Annotated in this window: 17 protein-coding genes; all 17 read right to left on the bottom strand. The window is 33.4% G+C overall.

Going from position 1 to position 17,762, the window contains the following annotated elements; translation table 11 throughout:
* Positions 1 to 38 precede the first annotated feature (38 nt).
* Positions 39 to 1,142: a glycosyltransferase family 2 protein gene (locus tag G3567_RS07250; RefSeq protein WP_164004655.1), complete on the bottom strand. Its 1,104-nt coding sequence runs from the start codon at positions 1,140 to 1,142 to the stop codon at positions 39 to 41.
* Positions 1,143 to 2,279, bottom strand: coding sequence for a glycosyltransferase family 4 protein (locus tag G3567_RS07255; protein WP_164004656.1), 1,137 nt, complete (start codon positions 2,277 to 2,279; stop codon positions 1,143 to 1,145).
* Positions 2,280 to 2,282: 3 nt separating this feature from the next.
* Complete coding sequence (locus G3567_RS07260) at positions 2,283 to 3,503, bottom strand: glycosyltransferase family protein (protein ID WP_164004657.1); 1,221 nt, start codon at positions 3,501 to 3,503, stop codon at positions 2,283 to 2,285.
* Positions 3,500 to 4,486, bottom strand: coding sequence for a non-hydrolyzing UDP-N-acetylglucosamine 2-epimerase (gene wecB / locus G3567_RS07265; RefSeq protein WP_235923515.1), 987 nt, complete (start codon positions 4,484 to 4,486; stop codon positions 3,500 to 3,502). Before wecB ends, G3567_RS07260 begins: the two co-directional genes overlap by 4 nt.
* A gap of 201 nt (positions 4,487 to 4,687) precedes the next feature.
* Positions 4,688 to 5,713, bottom strand: coding sequence for a glycosyltransferase family A protein (locus tag G3567_RS07270; protein ID WP_164004658.1), 1,026 nt, complete (start codon positions 5,711 to 5,713; stop codon positions 4,688 to 4,690).
* 14 nt (positions 5,714 to 5,727) lie between these two features.
* The gene (locus G3567_RS07275; protein ID WP_164004659.1) at positions 5,728 to 6,609 is read right to left on the bottom strand and encodes a glycosyltransferase family 2 protein; all 882 of its coding nucleotides are present in this window, start codon (positions 6,607 to 6,609) and stop codon (positions 5,728 to 5,730) included.
* Between the two features lie 190 nt (positions 6,610 to 6,799).
* A complete protein-coding gene (locus G3567_RS07280) occupies positions 6,800 to 7,930 on the bottom strand; it encodes a glycosyltransferase (RefSeq protein ID WP_164004660.1) in 1,131 nt (376 codons plus the stop codon).
* Between the two features lie 71 nt (positions 7,931 to 8,001).
* On the bottom strand, positions 8,002 to 9,090 hold the full coding sequence (locus G3567_RS07285; RefSeq protein ID WP_164004661.1) for a glycosyltransferase family 2 protein: 1,089 nt from the start codon (positions 9,088 to 9,090) through the stop codon (positions 8,002 to 8,004).
* 83 nt (positions 9,091 to 9,173) lie between these two features.
* Positions 9,174 to 10,271: a glycosyltransferase gene (locus tag G3567_RS07290; protein ID WP_164004662.1), complete on the bottom strand. Its 1,098-nt coding sequence runs from the start codon at positions 10,269 to 10,271 to the stop codon at positions 9,174 to 9,176.
* A 3-nt stretch (positions 10,272 to 10,274) separates the two neighbouring features.
* On the bottom strand, positions 10,275 to 11,204 hold the full coding sequence (locus tag G3567_RS07295) for a glycosyltransferase family 2 protein (protein WP_164004663.1): 930 nt from the start codon (positions 11,202 to 11,204) through the stop codon (positions 10,275 to 10,277).
* Positions 11,204 to 12,256 carry a glycosyltransferase family 2 protein gene (locus G3567_RS07300; RefSeq protein ID WP_164004664.1) on the bottom strand — a complete coding sequence of 351 codons (1,053 nt, stop codon included), beginning with the start codon at positions 12,254 to 12,256 and terminating at the stop codon, positions 11,204 to 11,206. The genes G3567_RS07295 and G3567_RS07300 overlap by 1 nt, the downstream gene beginning before the upstream one ends.
* A complete protein-coding gene (locus G3567_RS07305) occupies positions 12,247 to 13,053 on the bottom strand; it encodes a sulfotransferase domain-containing protein (RefSeq protein ID WP_164004665.1) in 807 nt (268 codons plus the stop codon). Before G3567_RS07305 ends, G3567_RS07300 begins: the two co-directional genes overlap by 10 nt.
* Positions 13,050 to 13,766 carry a WbqC family protein gene (locus tag G3567_RS07310; RefSeq protein WP_164004666.1) on the bottom strand — a complete coding sequence of 239 codons (717 nt, stop codon included), beginning with the start codon at positions 13,764 to 13,766 and terminating at the stop codon, positions 13,050 to 13,052. The genes G3567_RS07305 and G3567_RS07310 overlap by 4 nt, the downstream gene beginning before the upstream one ends.
* Positions 13,759 to 14,829, bottom strand: coding sequence for a DegT/DnrJ/EryC1/StrS family aminotransferase (locus tag G3567_RS07315; protein ID WP_164004667.1), 1,071 nt, complete (start codon positions 14,827 to 14,829; stop codon positions 13,759 to 13,761). The genes G3567_RS07310 and G3567_RS07315 overlap by 8 nt, the downstream gene beginning before the upstream one ends.
* The gene (locus G3567_RS07320) at positions 14,826 to 15,623 is read right to left on the bottom strand and encodes an FkbM family methyltransferase (protein ID WP_164004668.1); all 798 of its coding nucleotides are present in this window, start codon (positions 15,621 to 15,623) and stop codon (positions 14,826 to 14,828) included. The genes G3567_RS07315 and G3567_RS07320 overlap by 4 nt, the downstream gene beginning before the upstream one ends.
* On the bottom strand, positions 15,623 to 16,882 hold the full coding sequence (locus G3567_RS07325; RefSeq protein ID WP_235923516.1) for an ABC transporter ATP-binding protein: 1,260 nt from the start codon (positions 16,880 to 16,882) through the stop codon (positions 15,623 to 15,625). Before G3567_RS07325 ends, G3567_RS07320 begins: the two co-directional genes overlap by 1 nt.
* On the bottom strand, positions 16,883 to 17,725 hold the full coding sequence (locus G3567_RS07330) for an ABC transporter permease (RefSeq protein ID WP_164004669.1): 843 nt from the start codon (positions 17,723 to 17,725) through the stop codon (positions 16,883 to 16,885). It abuts the gene before it with no gap.
* Positions 17,726 to 17,762 lie beyond the last annotated feature (37 nt).

A 17,762-nucleotide genomic window follows, 5' to 3' on the forward strand; every position in this document is an offset into this window, starting at 1 on the left:
AATGAATTTCACTCCACCAAAATAATTTTAGGCTTTGCTTAGGCATTATTAAAATTTTCAATAGTGAAATGAATGGTGTTTGGTTGTTTCTGGATTTCTAAACTATAATTATAATCTCTAAATCTAAATAAAATTTGCTTAAGCAATAAATCATTCACCGTCTTAAACGGATAATACGCCTGTACTGTTTTACCTAGGAGTTTTTTGATTTTATATTTGGTAGACTTAGGAAGGTTAGATTCGTTAAATTCAAATTTCACAACCTTATGTTGATTAAGTAACTCCTCAATTGCAAAATATAAATAATAGTCTACCTTATCGCAGATATTGGTAAGCCTAAAAATCACTTCAGGGTGTTTTAAACGTTCCAAATCTTCAGGTGTATAATATCTTATAAGGCCAATCCCACGGTTTGTATAGCTGACTTGATTTTCATCATTAAAAAGCATATGTTTTTGATTAAGACGCATTACATCAGTTAGGCGAGGCTGGATCGTGAAATTTTTATCCTTAGACTTTGGATAACGCTCATGCCAAATGTGCTGTAATAATAGGTCCTTGTGTTTTTGCTTTCGATAGCCTGCATGTTGTAAACGCCGGTTTAAATCTTCGTCTTCTGAACCATAAAAGTGAAAAAAGTTATCCAGTCCGTTAACTTTAAGCAAAGCCTGCTTAGAAAACAAAGCTACCCCAAAGGTCTCATGAACATGAGAATAGTCGCGTTTTTGAAAATCTATTTGCAAGACCTCTTCTGCATTTACAGAGGCTTTTAAGTAGGCGATATCGAACAGGTAGAAAGCTTTTTCGGTATCCAACTTTCCTAGTTCTTTTACAAAATCAGAATGAAAAACAACATCGGCATCAGCGATAAAAATGTTTGTCTGAACTGCCTGTTGAATGCCATAATTTAAAGCCCTTGCTTTACACCACAACAAACCCGGATGCCCTATATAATGATAATTTACAAATTGATAATCTTCAACAACAGCTTTGACTTCATTGCTATAATATTCTCGACTCCCATAATCCACAAACACGACCTCGAAATTCTGTTGAGTTTGTCCTGACAGACTTTCCAGGGAAGCCTGGATACGGGCAGTATCTCGGTTATGGTAGGCGTAGATAATGGATATTATTGACATCTACTGTGAATTTATATTTTGATAGGCTTTTAATACTTGAGCTTTAATTATCTCATACTCCAAATCTAACCTTATTTTTAAATTTTTTTTGAAAGCTTTATTTGTGAGGTCTTTATCATTTAAGGCAGTTGTTAGATGATTTTTTATTTCATCAATATTTTTGCAATCCTTAATCAACAATCCGTTTTCACCGTGATTGATGATTTCAGCTGAGGCTCCGCCAGGATTGGATTGTATAGGGAAAGCACCAAAGCATATAGCTTCCAACATGGTATTAGGCAAACCGTCGCTGTTACTGTTCCCAATATAAATCAAAGCTTTTTGCATAAATTCAATGACTTCATCATATTTAATACGCCCTATTACCTCAATGTTAAACCAGGTTTTAATTTTTTCATTCTTTACAAATTCTACAACCTCTCGATCAGCACCAAACACAACAACATGATAATTTAAAATTTCTTGTTGTAATCGTTGTATGGCCTTTAAGACTGGGATAGCTCGGCCTGAACGTCCCTGAAAGCCCTTGATTAAAATAATTTTTCGTTCACCAGGAGGTTTAAGTGGCTTTGTGGAATCAAATTTAAAACCGCCCCCGCCGGGTAAAACACCTAAAAACTCACCTTTAAACCCGTAGGTTCTGGCAATAGTATAATCTCTTTGGCAATCTGTAAACAAATAATCAACACGCGGCAAAACGGCCTGAATGTCTTTCAGATAGGCTTTGAAATTTTGAAAATAATATAAATCACTTCCCCAGGAGGAATAGATCCATGGTATCCTGGGATGATTTTCCATAACCGAGAGAACAGAAGTGCAGGAGACGTATAATGCAAAACTATGTACCACATCAGGTTTAATTTCATGCAGATAGTTTTCGAATGCCTTTGGAGTAGAATTTGTATTTACTGTTTGAATGTATCGGCTAAGTTTAGGGAACTCCTTTTTTATGTACACCCGCCCCGGGAAATCCCATTTTAGCCTCCAGGCAAATTTTTGCTGAACCCAGTCCAGACGTCCCTCAAACTTTCCACTATCGGTGATGTTAAACCAGTAAATCTCGTGACCGGCATCTTTCAACTGCTCTGTCCAGCGAAAAAAATGTAAAGACGGCATGGAGACCATTAGGATTTTCATAGCTTAAATGACTTTTCTTAAATGGTCTAAACCTAAATAATTTTGAACATGCTCGTACTTAAATGTGAATTGTTTTGACTTCCAGTTGAGATATAATTTTTCTAAAGTTAAGTATATTTTCTCCTGGTCATCGATTTCAGCCCAAAAGGGATAATTTTCCATCCCCAGCAAACGTCTGGACTCTGAATAATAAGGACCTAGCAATAAAATAGGCTTTTCAGCCATCACGCAATGCGGGAATTTTCCAGGCAAAAATGGACTGATAGGGCCTTTAGCTTCTAGAATAACATTTACACTGGCATCAGCCTGTAACTTTAAGACCTCTTCAAAAGGTATGGAACCCTTACTTAATTTCAACTGGGGAAGCTGTTTTTGTTGTTCTCTGAAATAAGAATGAAAAGACGACTCTTCGCCGATAAAAACTAAATGCGAGTGGCTTTTAAGTTTCGGATAGTTTTCAAGCAATTGTTTATAAGCTTCCACCAAAGCCTGAGGCTTCCTGGCACTCATCAAATTCCCGGCATGCAAAATGATAAATTGTAAGGCATCAAAAAACCTATTTTTTGTTCCCATTTGAATAGAATGGTCTATCTGATGGGGAATAAGTAAACGCTTTTCTATAAGCTTTCCGTAATAAGATTCCATCCATTCTGCCAGGTAGAGACTGGGATACATCAGTTTATGAGCTTTTTTACTCACTTCAATAAAAAATTTTCGCTTTTTTTGATGACCGGGCTCGACCCAATCGTAGGGCCTTGGATAAGCATGCATCGGATAAGGATCATGCACATAGGCATACCATTTAAAATGCCATTTCGGAGATTCTAACACGGTTTTGTGCGGTCTAAAACTCGAGGCTTTACTTAAAGTAAAAACGATATCGTACTTTTCAGGATCTTCTTTAGCTAAAGCCTTTTTAAAACGTTCAACATCCTCAAAATGCGAAAAAGAAAACCCGTATTTTTTTTCGATAAAAGCATTAAAATTTAAACCATGTTTTGAAAACAGGGTATTAAATCTTACTAACCAATAGTAAAAGGATGTTTTATACCGCTTAATCGCAAAAGTTTCAACCCCTTCAATTTTAGATCTAGACCTATCTAAATGATACACTTTAAGGCTATGCTTTAGCTTAATTAAGTTTTTGATGAGCGCTACATTGGCTTTGGACCCGCTGCTGTCATTTACCTCAATACTTTCAGTAAGCACTAAAATTTTTTTCAACTTGTTTTAGTTTTAAGCAGGTAATTTACAATTTCCTCTGATGCATTCCCTAATCCGTAAGGATTAGTTTCCTTTTTCAAAACTTTGGGACGCTCTAAATAATAATTTGCCTTTTTTATAATTTTAGAGATATTTATTCCTACCAACTCAGCAAAACCTTGTTCAATCCCTTCCATACGTTCGGATGTTGCTCGAGTCACCAAAACCATTTTACCTAAACTGGGAGCTTCTTCCTTGATTCCCCCAGAGTCGTAAATAATTAAATCACAAGCTTCCAATAAACCTAACATGACTGGGTATTCTACGGGTGGTATCAAATAAATATTTGAGTAATTTTCTAATTTCTGATGCACAACCTCCTTAACATGTGCATTTAAATGGACTAGATATACTATTTCTACATCACTTCTACTAGCAATTTGAGCTAAAGCTTCACAGATATTGATAAAACCCTGTCCGAAATTCTCACGTCTTTGACCCGTTACCAAAATCAATTTTCTGGTTTTATCAAGCCTGGATAAAAGCTTCTGTAATTCCTGAGGTGGATTTGTTTTGGCTATTTCCAACCCCAAGCGCAGTGCATCTACCACGGTGTTCTCAGTCAAGATCACCTCATTCTTTTGAATTCCTCCCTTAAGTAAGCAGTCATAGACTTTTTGAGTAGGGGCAAAATGTGAATTGGCGATTAGCCCTGTGATTTGGCGATTGATTACCTCAGGAAAGGATGAGTATTTATCATAGGTACGTAAACCTGCTTCCACATGCCCCACTTTTATACCTCGGTGAAAAGCGGCCAAGACCACCATACTGGAAGTTGTGGTGTCTCCATGTGCCAATACCCAGTCAGGCTGTTCTTTTTTAAGCACCTCATCCATCACTGTAATAATTCGAGCACTCAATCGATTTAAGCTTTGATCAAGCTTAATTAAATCTAAATCAATATCTGGCCTGATTTGAAAGAAATTTAACACCTGATTCAGCATTTCCCGAGTTGAGCAGTCACACAAACTATTATACTGAAGAAATTATTCGCTTTAAAAGCTTTTATCACAGGAGCCATCATTATAGCTTCATTATAGCTTCATTATAGCTTCATTATAGCTTCAGGCCGTGTACCAAAGCAAATGATTATTTTTGTTGGCATTCTGAGTCAGGTTTTAATCAAATTTTTCTATTTGTAAAATTTAAATATAATAGTCTTTCAATTCTTTAGAAGATAATTTTTTATAGGATTTATAAGAGTTAAAAATAAACTTAGACTTAATAAGTTTTGAAACTAAAAATCGAATTAGCTTAATCTTTAAGGTGCATGAGCTTTTATTCATAATTTTTAAATTAAAAAGATCGCTATTATTAATTTTCATATCTTCTAAAGTTCTTATCATCCATTTTGTAACCGTATTCCCCATATGAAATGTGAAATTATCATCAGTAGATAGTCTCCAATGACCATATTTAGACAGTTCAATATCTATAAAAATTGCATCATCTCTAGAAGAAATTAAATGATTAGATACAACTGATTTAAGACTTTTAATCAAATCTTGTTTAACAGTAAAGCAAAAGTGACCGCAACCTGCATTAGCCCTAATTCCATTTTTTTTTATGGATAATATCTTTTCTTTAAGCACCTCTGGTTTAAAAACTTTAAACCCCAAACTCAAGATAAATTTTTCCATAGCTTCAGAATCTGATACTTTTCTAAATTTAGTGTTTCGATCAAAAAAGGTATCAAATAAAAACATTTCATTATAATCTTTATAACTTTTTGTATTTGGAGTAGTCCCGACCATTCCCGCTTTTGGAAAGGTCTCATAAATGTCATAAACAGCATTCTGCCAACCATTTTGGAACAACACATCCGCATCGGATATAGTGATCAAATCAAAATTATGACCTGCAAGCCCCTTTGCTATAGCATTTATTTTACCTATAGCTGAAGAGTGAACAACTTCATTTACTTTATTTTCCTTAAGTAAGTGATTTAAATAATCTTGGACTTCTCTACTAGACCCATTATTAACGACACTGATATAAGTTTGATTGTGTGATGTTAAACATATGCTTTCTAAACATATCTTTAAAATATCTAAGCCTTCTTTATAATACCCCTCAAGTTTAGGTAAATATACTGGAACAATAATTTGATGAAAATATTGATTTTTAGCTTTAATATCTTCTAGCTTAGCTGGATTTATACCTTTACGCATTTTAACTTATAAAGTTATAAATTTTTAATTATCTGATTATAAAATAAAAAAAAGTCTTTAATTTTTTTATTTGTAAGATATAAGTAAGAAGTCTTCAAAAACCAGTCTACTCTTTTTTTATTATTAATAAAACACTTATTAAGTTTTATTGATAACATATCATATTGTTGTTTATCAAATTTTGATAAATATTTTTTCAACAGATAATGATAAAACATAAAACTTGCGTTTAATTTCTCATAGTATAAATTTTGATTACCAGAAATACTAAGTTCAGATATTCTGACGTATACATTTGCATTTTCAACACTTAAAACATTACCGAAATCAGAAACTTCAATTACTGCAAGTTGATCTGAATGCCATGCTAATGGAAAATCTTTGAACTTGACTTTTTGAAGTTGTTCCCTTTCAAAGAAATATTCACTTAATGAACTTGGAGTATTCTTAAAAAAAAAATCAATGCTTTTTTCAATTCTTTCATTTGTATTTACTTTGGATATTTGTTTATCCTTTGAGTCAATTTTTATTGTTGAATATCGAAGAACTTTAATATCAAGATTAAATAAATCATTATAATTATTATAGAACTCACTTACAACGTTTGCCCCGTATGTGTCATCATCACCCAATATCGTAATCCAATTCTCATCCCTTATAAGGTTAATGCATCTCTCCCAGTGTTTCACTAGTGACTTAGAACCTAAATTAATTTGGAATTTAAAATACACAATATTTAGGGTATCCTTAAATTCTGATATAATATCAGTTGGGTTTTCTGGACTATCATCATCGCCAATATAAACCTTAAATCTCTTGTCTGTCTGATTTGCAAGCGATTTCAATGTATTTCTGAAAAACTTTTTTTTATAATAAGGTATTATAATTGCTATCATCTTTTTATTTAAGTGGATGCTTTAATGCATTATCTATTTCTCTTGGTCACATCTTTTATAAGTGTCTAAATTTGAATAAATCATTATATGATATTATAATTTTGAATGAATTTAACAAATCCTCCATTTGCTTTAGATAGCTTAATTCTCTAAAGCAATAGTTTAAATTTTATTAAGATCTGTATTTTAATTATGTTAAACTTCTTAGTATTGAAAGAATTTGAGGACATTTATTTTCTGGGGTAAAATCAGAAAAAACTTGTTTTACAATGTCTGAATCCTTTTTCAATTCATTCTTGTTAAGGAAATAATTGATTACTTCTTCTGCCATTCGCTCTATGTCTAAATAGGGAACTATTTTACCTCCACCATTAACAAGCATTTCCTGTGTTCCTGTTGCTTGATCAAAACAGATAATTGGCTTTCCTAACATACCGACTTCTATACAAACTAGAGGAAAAGGATCTTCTCTAGAAGTCATCAAAAATAAATTAAAGTTATTGAAGTATTGATGAGGATTTTGTTGTTGACCAACGAAATTGACTTTATCAATCAAATTTAACTTTCTTAAATCTTCATCTACTATAATCTGTCCAAGTAATCCAATTTTTCCTACCCATTGAAACTCAATGTCAATATTTGGGTGATACTTATTAATATAATTTGCCACTTGAATAAATAATTGATGTCCTTTACGCCAACCAGTTTTACCAGATCCCCCCACGATAAATTTTTTGGATTGAGATTTAAGGCTTTTATTCAAATTAATTTTTGTAAACTCATAAACAGTAGAAATTCTTTTCACATCGAGATCCCATTGTATCATAAGATCTTTTTTTACAGCTTCAGATACAGCAATAACTTTATCTATATATTTAATTATTTCAGTTGGTTGCTGAATATAATATTTTAAACTAGAATGCATTTCGTGCACATGCGCGACTAATTTTACAGTAGACTTAGTTTTTCGTTTAATTTGAATAGCTGAGGATAGTGAAACTACTGTATTTGAATAAATAATGTCATAGTTGAAACGAGCAATAGTATTTATGCATTTTTGGGCATAATATTTTTCAAACTTCCCTTGACTTAGCTTATTAACTACTCTTAAAACCAAACTTGTATTATTTCGTGGTTTTATGTTATAAACATAGTTTGCAACTTTATTAAAAGATTTTTCTATCTCACCTCCATTTAAATGTAAAATCCCAATTTCATATTCTTTAGAATGGTTTTCTCTTAACCACTCCATTAAATACAAGAGTACCAAGGGCGCACCAGCTAATGAAGCATCATGGGAAACAAATAAGATTTTTTTCATGTAGAACTTTGATAATTTACTTAATTGAATATGGTATTATTTAATAAATAGTAACATTAATGAAATAAAATTTACATAGTATTATTTAAAAAACTTACATCATTCACTTTTATTTTAAGATATGTACTCTTAATCTTTAGATTTTCTTGTTTTTTCTTAAAAGTGGACTTTAAGATAAATTTTTTTATTTTAAAACTCTTACACAATAAAAAAGTTAAATATGTACTTAAAAACTCATAATAATAAGGTGTTTTTAACTTTTTAAGTTTAAATAAACTCTTAATTGGGTAAGTGATTCTATCATTCAACATAGAAAACTTTAGTAACATTTTTAATACTAATCTATCAAAGTGCGGTTTTATTCTTTCTTTGTCTTTAGTATCAAGTTTAAATATTATTTCTGACACATTATTTAGTGCTTTTTCTACTGATTTAATATAGTTTAAAGATTTATATTTTTTCCCAATATTGAAATGAGTTGTACCAACTCTAAAAAAATTATCTGGTTTCTTTAAGTTGTAGCATAATTTTGGTTTAAATGCCAAGGCTCTAAAATGTAGATCCCAATCTTGCCATGCCCACAAATCCTCTTCCCACAGACCAATTTTATTTAAGAAAGTTTTCTTCCAAAGAACTCCATTCGTTGACCAAGGCATATCCATATTTAGAAACCTTATCATTAATTGTAAGTAAGAATCAGTTGAATCTATTTTGTTCCATAATATATTTGTGTCACCAATAAAATTTTTAAAAGAAGCAGAATGTGAAATTAACATATCCATATTTAAATTATTAATTTCTAGCACTTTTACCCTATTATCTAAGCAATCTTTTGCTATAATGTCATCTGAATCTAAAAAGATGATGAACGCACTCTGGCTCATTTTAAAACCAAAATTTCGAGCGCCATTCCCACCTGGTAAATGTTCTTCTGGACGGTGGTAGTATCTAAAACGTGAGCCTTTTTTAACATAAGTCCCTACTACATCATCGGTGTTATCACTTGAACCATCATCGACTATGATACATTCCCAGTTTCGGTAGGTCTGTGCCAATACCGAGTCCAGGGTCTCTTCTATCAGATGAGCACGGTTATAGGTAGGGATGATGATAGAGACTAAGGGATTATCAGAGGTCACTGTAGTAGTATTTGAATTCAAAAATAGGGAAAAGATTTGGGTTGAGGTTGTGTTAGTGGATCATTGGTTCCTGCAGTTGTGACTGCCATTCAGCAAATAAGATTTTATGATTTACTCTGTTCTAAAATGTCCTGAAGTGCATCTATATGCCGCTCCAAGGAAAAGTTTTTTGCAATATTTTCTTTTCCGGCTTGTCCAAGTTTTTTAGCCAATTCTATATTTACTAATAAAGCAAGCATATTTGCTGCCATCTGTTCAACATCGTGTTCTTCACAGAGCAAACCTGTTTCTCCGTTTATAATGACATCAGGAATACCTGCATGAATAGTGGATACTACGGGAATTCCTGCTGCACTTGCCTCAAGCACCGCCAGGGGTGTTCCCTCCATATCAACATTTTCAGCAATTAAGGAGTGCTGTACAAAACCTAATGATTCTGCAAGCAATTGCTGATAGGTATACGAAGTGATAATACCAGGAAATTCTACCTGGTCTTCAATACCCAAATAGCTGACCAGGTTTTTACAAGTATTCAGCAGAGGACCATCACCCGCCATAATCAGGTTTGCATCCGGATGATTTTCAACAGCCTTTTTAAAAGCCAGTATCGTGTAATAAGGAGCCTTTTTATCTGTAAATCTGCCAATGGCAATAAACTGTTTTTTCTCAAAGGTTGGATGTACATTTACAAAGGCTGGTTGTGGGCCATACACATTATAAACCAGTTTCTCCTCAGGACAACCCATTTCCAGAACCATTTCCTGCATTTTACGGGATACGGCAATTACTTTTGAAGCATATTGAAATACTTCCTTATAGTTCTTATGATTTTCAACCACCTTTGTAACACTTGCATCATAACCGTGAAAATGCACCACTAAGGGTAATCCGGCTTTTTTAATAAAAGGCAAAATGAAATGTGCATGGGTGCCATATTCTGCAAGGACTACATCGATTTGGTTTTTTTGTAATGACTTTATAATGATAGTATCCTGAATAAAACTGGAAGACTTTTTAAAAATCTTTCTCTTTATATTTAACCATCTTCTTTCCCAGGGGGTCGATAAACGGGACACCCCTTCCAACTGAATGTTTTTACGCCCGTAATAATAAAACACAGAATCTTTTAAATAGGTTTTATGTGCCTGTATAAAGGTTTCGGAATAGGGGTTTTGGTCTGGAGTAAAAATGGCGATGTTCAAAACTTATGAATTCTTTAATTTAAATTGAATAAAATTTAATAGCAAGTTTAATCTACTAGTAGATGGTTGTTTAACTCTATAAAACTTGGAACTAAAGAGAGAAAATTTATCATGTAGGTTAAACCACTTTTTATATAGTAACAAGTTCATTTCATGCGAAATTAATCCATATTTTGATTCTGAAAAGCACCTAATACTAGATTCTTCTAACAATCGTTTTTTCCTGGTTTCATGGTCTTCATGAATACGGCTAATTGACTTATGGTTGCGAAAATAATTTAGATGTTGTTTTATAAACTTTACTTTTGTGTTTTTCGTCAATTGCATCCAAAAAAACCAATCTCCACACATTTTCATATCAAGCAAAGAATTTAAAAAAAACGAGGGTTTAACCAAGGATTTTTTAAACACCACAGCGCTAGCATTAGGAATAACGTTTTTAACTAACAAACCCTTATTAATAAACTCAGCTCCTTCCATTTCAAAGTCACTTAACCAAAAATTAGGCTGCATCTTTGAGGTATATTCAACCCTATCAAATAATACACCACCTTTTTCATCAACATCCTTGGTTTGACAATAAATTAAACCAGTCTCTTCAGTTAAGGACGGTATCAGAGTTTCTAAGAAAGATAACTCACAAAAATCATCACTCTCAGCTATCCATATATAGTCTCCCTGGGCCAGACTAATTCCTTTTTTCCATTGCTTAAAGGGTGTACCTGAATTTTTAGAATTTAAAATCAGATGCGTTACTTTTGGATGGTTTTTGTAAAGTTTTAATATTTCTTGACTGCCGTCGGTGGAGGCATCATCCAAAAGAATGACTTCAAAATTTTTATAAGTCTGATTAAAAACTGTATCCAAGCGTTGGTCTAAAAATTGAGCATGATTATAATTCGGGACGATAATGGATACTTTTGGATTTGTCATTAATTAGTAATTGATTTTAACCTTTTGAATAATTTTCGTTTTAAACTTTTTACAAGCTGACTATAACTCAAATCCATATCTTCTTTTAAGATTTCTTGATTAGCAGAATCTAAGAAAAATTGATATAAAGTATTTCGTATAGATGGGGTTATTGTAAGCATGGTTAAAGATTCTAAATCTAGCTGATCCTTAAATCGTTTAAGAAATGAACGTATTCTGTATAGTAGTATTTGATTAACCTTCTCACTAAATAGATTAGTTTTTATCAATAAAGCAAAGGTATAAGCTGTTTTCAAATTCCTTTCGAAAGCAGTCTTGTTGCTCCAAATCCCTGAGCCTAACCTATAAACCGCCATCTTTTCATCAATATACCCTATTTTTCCACTCCTTGCTAAGAGCATATATAAAAAAAAGTCGCCTATAGACGAAAGTTTAAATTCATTTGGAAAATTTAGATTTTGACTTCTAAACATTACCGATGGGGTATGTATGTAATTCCCTTTTTCAGCTAGGTCTGTGATCGTTTCATGATTTTTAGGCACTATCGTTATATTATCTTCCAACAACTCTCCTTTGGATAATAAAGCCACTTTATGAAAACAGATGACATAGCCTTTATTCTCCTCCAGAAAATCCACCTGCTTTTGCAATTTTAAAGGATCTGTCCAGTAGTCGTCGCCTTCACAAACGGCAATATATTTTCCGTTAGCTGAATATAGATTGTAAAGAAAATTAAATCGACCCGTAGGTTGTCCACCAATCTTTATGTTATTTTCTCTATGATGAAGAAATAATCTGATTTTATCTGGAAATCGATTGGCATAATCCATACAAATTTCTCGGGTCCCATCGGTTGAAGCGTCCTCTCCTAATAGGATTTCGTAGTTAAAATCTGTTTCTTGTATTAAAATGCTGTCGAGACATTGCTCGATAAAACTGACATGTTGATAAGTTTGAATACAAACCGATACAACCGGGTTGTGAGTAACCTGATTGTCATTTTCAATAACCTTCTTCTTCTCGTATGTTTTCTTAAACTCGGTTATATCCATTTGAAATCTTGATTAAGAATCTTAAAATCTAAATCTTCTTTAATTTCTTTCTCAATGTAACTAGGTAATGTTTTTTTCCAACCCATATCGTCTGTCTTTTGTTTAAATACAGCATAAGGATCTTCCGCTTCAGTGGAAGTTGATTGTTTTATAAAAATATCGGTTTGTTCCGAATAATCCAGATCGCAAAATTTAAAAAGTTGTTTAATTTCCAATACTGTATTCAACAACAAATCATCATAATTGATAAGATAAAATTGATCTGGGTATTGCTTTTTAAATCTCAAAAAAAGAAAACAGACTTCTTTCCATTTATTATAACCGAAAAAATGAGTGCATTTTTCTTTATTTTTAAGTAATGCATGTTTCCACTCTTCTTTGACTCTCCAACTGGGATCAAATTCTTTTGGAATATTAATCCACGAGTTTATAACAGCAAAAGGAGATCTTACTAAACCTATTATTTTTGTATCAGAAGTTTTCAATAAATTTTCAATCACATTTAAATAGTGTGTTTCTTTAAAAAATAAGGTAGACTCCTTATGCTTTTCAAAATTCAAATTCCTTTTCGCCCCGCTAATACTCAATTTTCCGTTTACAAATTCATCCTTGCTGAGGTATAGCTTATAAAAAAAAACATTTATTTTTTCAATTTTTGAATCCTCTTTTAATTGTGGTTTAAAAGTATAGGCAAAATTAGGTTGGAATCTATAGGCTACTTCAGGCGAACTATTTATAATTTCTCCTAACCATGATGAACCTGATCTTGGAACGCTAAATAATGCTATATTCTTCATAATAGTTCGAAATCGCTTAACATCTCAATACAAGATTGTTTGTTATTAAACATCAGAATATCTATAATAGATAGACCAGGAACAAAATTGTTTGTAAATTGTTTATAAGATTTAATATTAGATTTTAAAAATTGCAGTTCAATTCCAAACTTTTTAAAGTCCTTTTTTTCATATAAATCCATTCCACCAAAAGCATTGACGTATTTGTTGCCTTCTAGTTTTTTTGTTATATCAATTAGTCTTTCGCTTTTTTCTAGACCTCTATTAAAAGCAAATTCCTTAGAAGAAACTATTGTTTTTTTCTCTATTTCGAGATAATTCAAAATATTTTTCACGCTATTAATCGCTAATTCAGCTATAGTAGAAGATCTAATATCAAAAGTTTTACTTAAAATAGGGTAAACTGAGTCAAAATAAGGTGCTTTTTTGTAAGAATGGTAAATTAATAATATTACTTTATTATAGTGCTTATTTTCAAAATCCACATTTACTTCATTGATTAACTTATTTTGGCTTGCTTGTAAACATGGAATTGAAATTAATTTATCAGTGCCATTTATTAAAATTCGGTTTCTATTTATCCATCCTCTTTTAATAAAATTGACATCATCGTAGAAAACAAACTCATCCACAGCCTTAATCAACTGGAAATAGCCGATATAAGGAAATATATAAGGCTGCATAACTGCAATCGATTTGCTATCCCTAGTCATAATTGATAATTGAAGTTATTTGTTTTAAATTTTCATGGCTTAAACTATCATAAATCGGCAAACACAACACACTTTTGACTATATCATCAGCTATAGGACATTGTGAAGACTGAATATAAGGTAAGTCTTCCAAATTTGGATAGAAGTAACGCCTAGGAAAGATATCTTGAGCTTCCAACTTGGATTTTACTTTCAAAAGTTGGGATTCACTTTTAAAAACAACTGGATAATAACTGTAATTCCACTGTGTACCTTCTCTGAGTTTAAGTTTACTCAACAAATTAAAATCCAGATGTTTGTCATAATACTTGCAGACGCGCTGGCGCTCAGTCAAGATATACTCCATATAGGGTAAAACACTTAAGCCCATAGCAGCCTGAAGCTCACTCATTTTTGCATTAAGTCCTAAGCCATAGTATTCTTCCTGGCCGTTATGTCCAAAATTATGGCGAAACCACATCTCTTGCCGAGTGGCTTCATCTTGGCATAATAAGGCACCGCCTTCTCCTGTATGAAATAACTTGGTGGCATGAAAACTACAAGTGCTGACATCTCCGTAATTAAAAATAGAGTACCCCTTATACTTCACTCCAAAACAATGGGCTGCATCATAAATCACTTTCAGCTTATGTTTTTTGGCTATGGCTTCAATCTCTTCAACAGCACAGGGGTTTCCATACACATGAGTAGCCAGTATAGCAGTGGTTTTATCCGTGATAGCCGCTTCTATTTTAGTTTCATCAATGGTCAAATACTCGGGGTGAATATCCACAAAGACAGGCGTGCACTTTTCCCAGACAATCGTCGCCGTCGTCGCTACATAAGAAAAAGGCGTTGTAATCACTTCTCCACCCTCTCCAAAGGCATTTAAAGCAATCTGAAGCGGCAAGGTTCCATTGGTCATCGGTATGATATTATTCACCCCTAAGTAAACCTGTAGCTTTTGAGACAGTTCTTTATACAATTCACCATTATTGGTCAGCCACTGGTTTTTCCAAATACGTTCCAATTGTCTTTGGTAATCTTCTATCGGCGGGAAATAAGTTTTGGTGACGTTGATCATATATTTTCCACTGCGTAATTTTTATCAAGCTTTCCGTTTTTCTTTATATAGACAAATTCACAAAGCCATAATACTTTATTAGAAAATGGTCGATTAATATCTGTAATGTCGAATAATTTAAATCCTTTTTCATCAAGATAATTACTCATTATTAAAGCAGAATTTTTTATCCTTCCATTCATTATTCCCACTTCTACCATAATGATTTCAACATTATTCAAAAGGTTGCTCGCCCCTTCCAAAACTTTTAAATCTAGACCTTCTGCATCAATTTTTAAAATAGAAGGTGTTTTTAAATTATTTTCCTTTACAAAAGATTCAAGTTTTACTATGGGTGCTTTTATTTGATTAAATCCTCTGTTTTGTGCCTCTTGCTCTGAAAAACTAAATGTACAACTATCATCCCTTTTATGCATTGTGAAATTTAATTCATCATTTACATGACCTACTCCCACTGAAAATAAATGAATATTTTTATGTTTCTTAAAAAGTAAATCAAGATCCGTTTTTAAGTTAATTTGAGGTTCAAACAAATAGTACGTGGCATCAGGGAAATATTTCAAACACTCCTTAGTCCAAGTACCTTTATTGGCGCCAATATCATAAATTGTCTCCGGATAATAATTTTGGTTAATTAAAATAGTGAAAAAATTGTCCAACAAATTATTTTTAGCATAAGTATTTGATTTATAATCTTTTTTATTTAGTGCTAATTGATTATAATTTTTAAAGGTTATTATTTCATAACCTAACTTATTTGTTATTTTCTTAATTATATTTTTGACTATTCTCATTAACACCATCTTACATCAATTGTTTTTGAATCCATTAAAAAAGGTGTCCATATTTGCTTATCATGCTCTATTTGTATTGAAATAGCTTTGTGGGTTTTATAATAAACATTAAAACCAAAATCTTCTGATGCAGTGAAAGTTATATTGTAAATGCCTTTTGATAAATAAATATTTTTTAGCTGAAAAGTAAACGTAATCTCATCCTGGTTTTCAATTGTTTTCAAATCTTGGTTTTCCGGCAATACCTCAGCAATACCTCTTTGTTCTTTATCATAAATTGCTAAAGAAATGTATGGTATTTTTGACAGGTTCTTATTTTGAATTTTGAATTTCAAGTCAATCGTATTTCCCCAAAGAATATGATAAATATTATTTGAAGGAACAACCCCATCAACCCAAGCTTTTTTTAATTCAATTGAATTATCCGAGAAAACAATCTGAGAATTTTCATTTGTTGAAAATTTATTATAATACAAGTCAATTCCACTTGATACGTTCTGCCCTTGAAATTTTACCACTCCTTTTTCTAATAGAATAATCTGATTACAAATCCGCGACACCATGGGCATAGAGTGTGATACAAAAACAATAGCCGTATTAGGCAGGATAGTATCTATCTTCTTAAAGCATTTCAAAACAAAGCCCAAATCCCCTACCGCCAGCACCTCGTCAATAATCAACACATCCGGCTCCATCTGTGCCGCCACGGCAAAGCCCAGACGCACCTTCATCCCGCTGCTGTAGTTTTGTACCGGCATATCTATAAACTCCCGTATTTCGGCAAAGTCTATGATTTCCTCTACTTTAGAATCAATCTCCTTTCGGGTAAAGCCTAAAATAGCACCGTTGTTATAGATGTTTTCCCGACCGCTCAATATGGGGTTAAACCCGGCCCCCAGTTCTATAAGCGCACTGACGCGTCCTCGCATCACTACCTTGCCTTCATCCGGATTGATGAGGCCGTTGAGTATTTTAAGCAGGGTGGATTTACCTGCGCCGTTATGACCGATAAGACCTAAGCACTCGCCGCGTTTCAGTGTAAAACTGATGTCTTTGACCGCCCAGAATTCTTTGGGTCTTAACTCGCGTTTTTCTTTGTTGCCCGAATAACCGGATACCAAATCCTGCACCCCATACCACAGACTGGTTTTTAGATCTTTACAGAATTTCTTGGACAGTCCGGTCACCTCGACCAGGGTTTCTTTGGGTTCAGTAACGTCTTTGTTTATTTGGCTGGTGGTCTCTTGCTCCATCATCATTTAGGCACTTAAACGTTCAACAAAAATAGGAATCGATATCCGGTAAAACACCAAAGCTAACAGAAACAAAGGTATGCTGGCACCAAATATGATTAAAAAGTAAGTGGTATATTCTAAAGGTATCCCAAGGGCTAAATTCCGTCCTACCACCACTATGGGGGTTAAAGGGTTGTATTGCATAACAGTCCGCATCACTCCGGTCTCCGGAATGCTATAGACCACTGGAGTTACATACATTAAAAACTGCATGCTAAAACCTATAATTTTCGAAACATCGGTATATAACATGCCTATGGGCGTGAGCAGCAAGCCTATGGTATTGCCGATCAGAATGGCCCCCAGCATGGCAAACGGAAATAAAAGCAGTCCCCAGCTGAGCCCCACCCCGTAACTGAATAAAAAGATAAAAAGCAGGATGACTTTGATGGAGGTGTTAAAAAGCAGTTTCAGTATACCCGACATGATGAGGGCTTCTTTAGGAAAGTTGATCTTGGACATGATGCCTTTGCCAGAGTTGGTGCTTTGAATCGGCGAGGTAATGGACGCCGTAATGATAGACCATAGCAGGGTTCCTGCAAACACGTAGACAGGATAAGGCACGCCGGTATCGGTAATTTTCACCGTCCCGCTGGAATTCAGAAACATCCAGACAAAGGCGGTGGCCAGGGGCGGTGCAAACGCCCAGAGTATCCCCAAATAAGATTGCCGGTACTGGGCGGTGATATCGCGTTTAGCCAGCTGGAAGGCTAAAAACCGGGACTTGTTCAAATCTCGTAGACTTTCTTTTAAAAGTTTTGGAATATTCCGGTTGGTTTCCTTTTGATAAATGCGCGTCTGCATCATTTGTATATTGAATAATTATAAGATCGAATCATAAAGT

It is taken from the genome of Psychroflexus aurantiacus, assembly GCF_010820555.1.
In the GTDB taxonomy this organism is placed as follows: Bacteria; Bacteroidota; Bacteroidia; order Flavobacteriales; family Flavobacteriaceae; genus Psychroflexus; species Psychroflexus aurantiacus.

What these genes read in the sequence shown, in the direction of transcription:
- G3567_RS07280 (WP_164004660.1), bottom strand. Translation starts at nt 7,930, where the DNA reads ATGAAAAAAATCTTATTTGTTTCCCATGATGCTTCATTAGCTGGTGCG.
- G3567_RS07250 (WP_164004655.1), bottom strand. Translation starts at nt 1,142, where the DNA reads ATGTCAATAATATCCATTATCTACGCCTACCATAACCGAGATACTGCC.
- G3567_RS07315 (WP_164004667.1), bottom strand. Translation starts at nt 14,829, where the DNA reads ATGATCAACGTCACCAAAACTTATTTCCCGCCGATAGAAGATTACCAA.
- G3567_RS07305 (WP_164004665.1), bottom strand. Translation starts at nt 13,053, where the DNA reads ATGAAGAATATAGCATTATTTAGCGTTCCAAGATCAGGTTCATCATGG.
- G3567_RS07330 (WP_164004669.1), bottom strand. Translation starts at nt 17,725, where the DNA reads ATGATGCAGACGCGCATTTATCAAAAGGAAACCAACCGGAATATTCCA.
- G3567_RS07310 (WP_164004666.1), bottom strand. Translation starts at nt 13,766, where the DNA reads ATGACTAGGGATAGCAAATCGATTGCAGTTATGCAGCCTTATATATTT.
- G3567_RS07275 (WP_164004659.1), bottom strand. Translation starts at nt 6,609, where the DNA reads ATGATAGCAATTATAATACCTTATTATAAAAAAAAGTTTTTCAGAAAT.
- G3567_RS07255 (WP_164004656.1), bottom strand. Translation starts at nt 2,279, where the DNA reads ATGAAAATCCTAATGGTCTCCATGCCGTCTTTACATTTTTTTCGCTGG.
- G3567_RS07300 (WP_164004664.1), bottom strand. Translation starts at nt 12,256, where the DNA reads ATGGATATAACCGAGTTTAAGAAAACATACGAGAAGAAGAAGGTTATT.
- wecB (WP_235923515.1), bottom strand. Translation starts at nt 4,486, where the DNA reads ATGCTGAATCAGGTGTTAAATTTCTTTCAAATCAGGCCAGATATTGAT.
- G3567_RS07325 (WP_235923516.1), bottom strand. Translation starts at nt 16,882, where the DNA reads ATGATGATGGAGCAAGAGACCACCAGCCAAATAAACAAAGACGTTACT.
- G3567_RS07320 (WP_164004668.1), bottom strand. Translation starts at nt 15,623, where the DNA reads ATGAGAATAGTCAAAAATATAATTAAGAAAATAACAAATAAGTTAGGT.
- G3567_RS07270 (WP_164004658.1), bottom strand. Translation starts at nt 5,713, where the DNA reads ATGCGTAAAGGTATAAATCCAGCTAAGCTAGAAGATATTAAAGCTAAA.
- G3567_RS07295 (WP_164004663.1), bottom strand. Translation starts at nt 11,204, where the DNA reads ATGACAAATCCAAAAGTATCCATTATCGTCCCGAATTATAATCATGCT.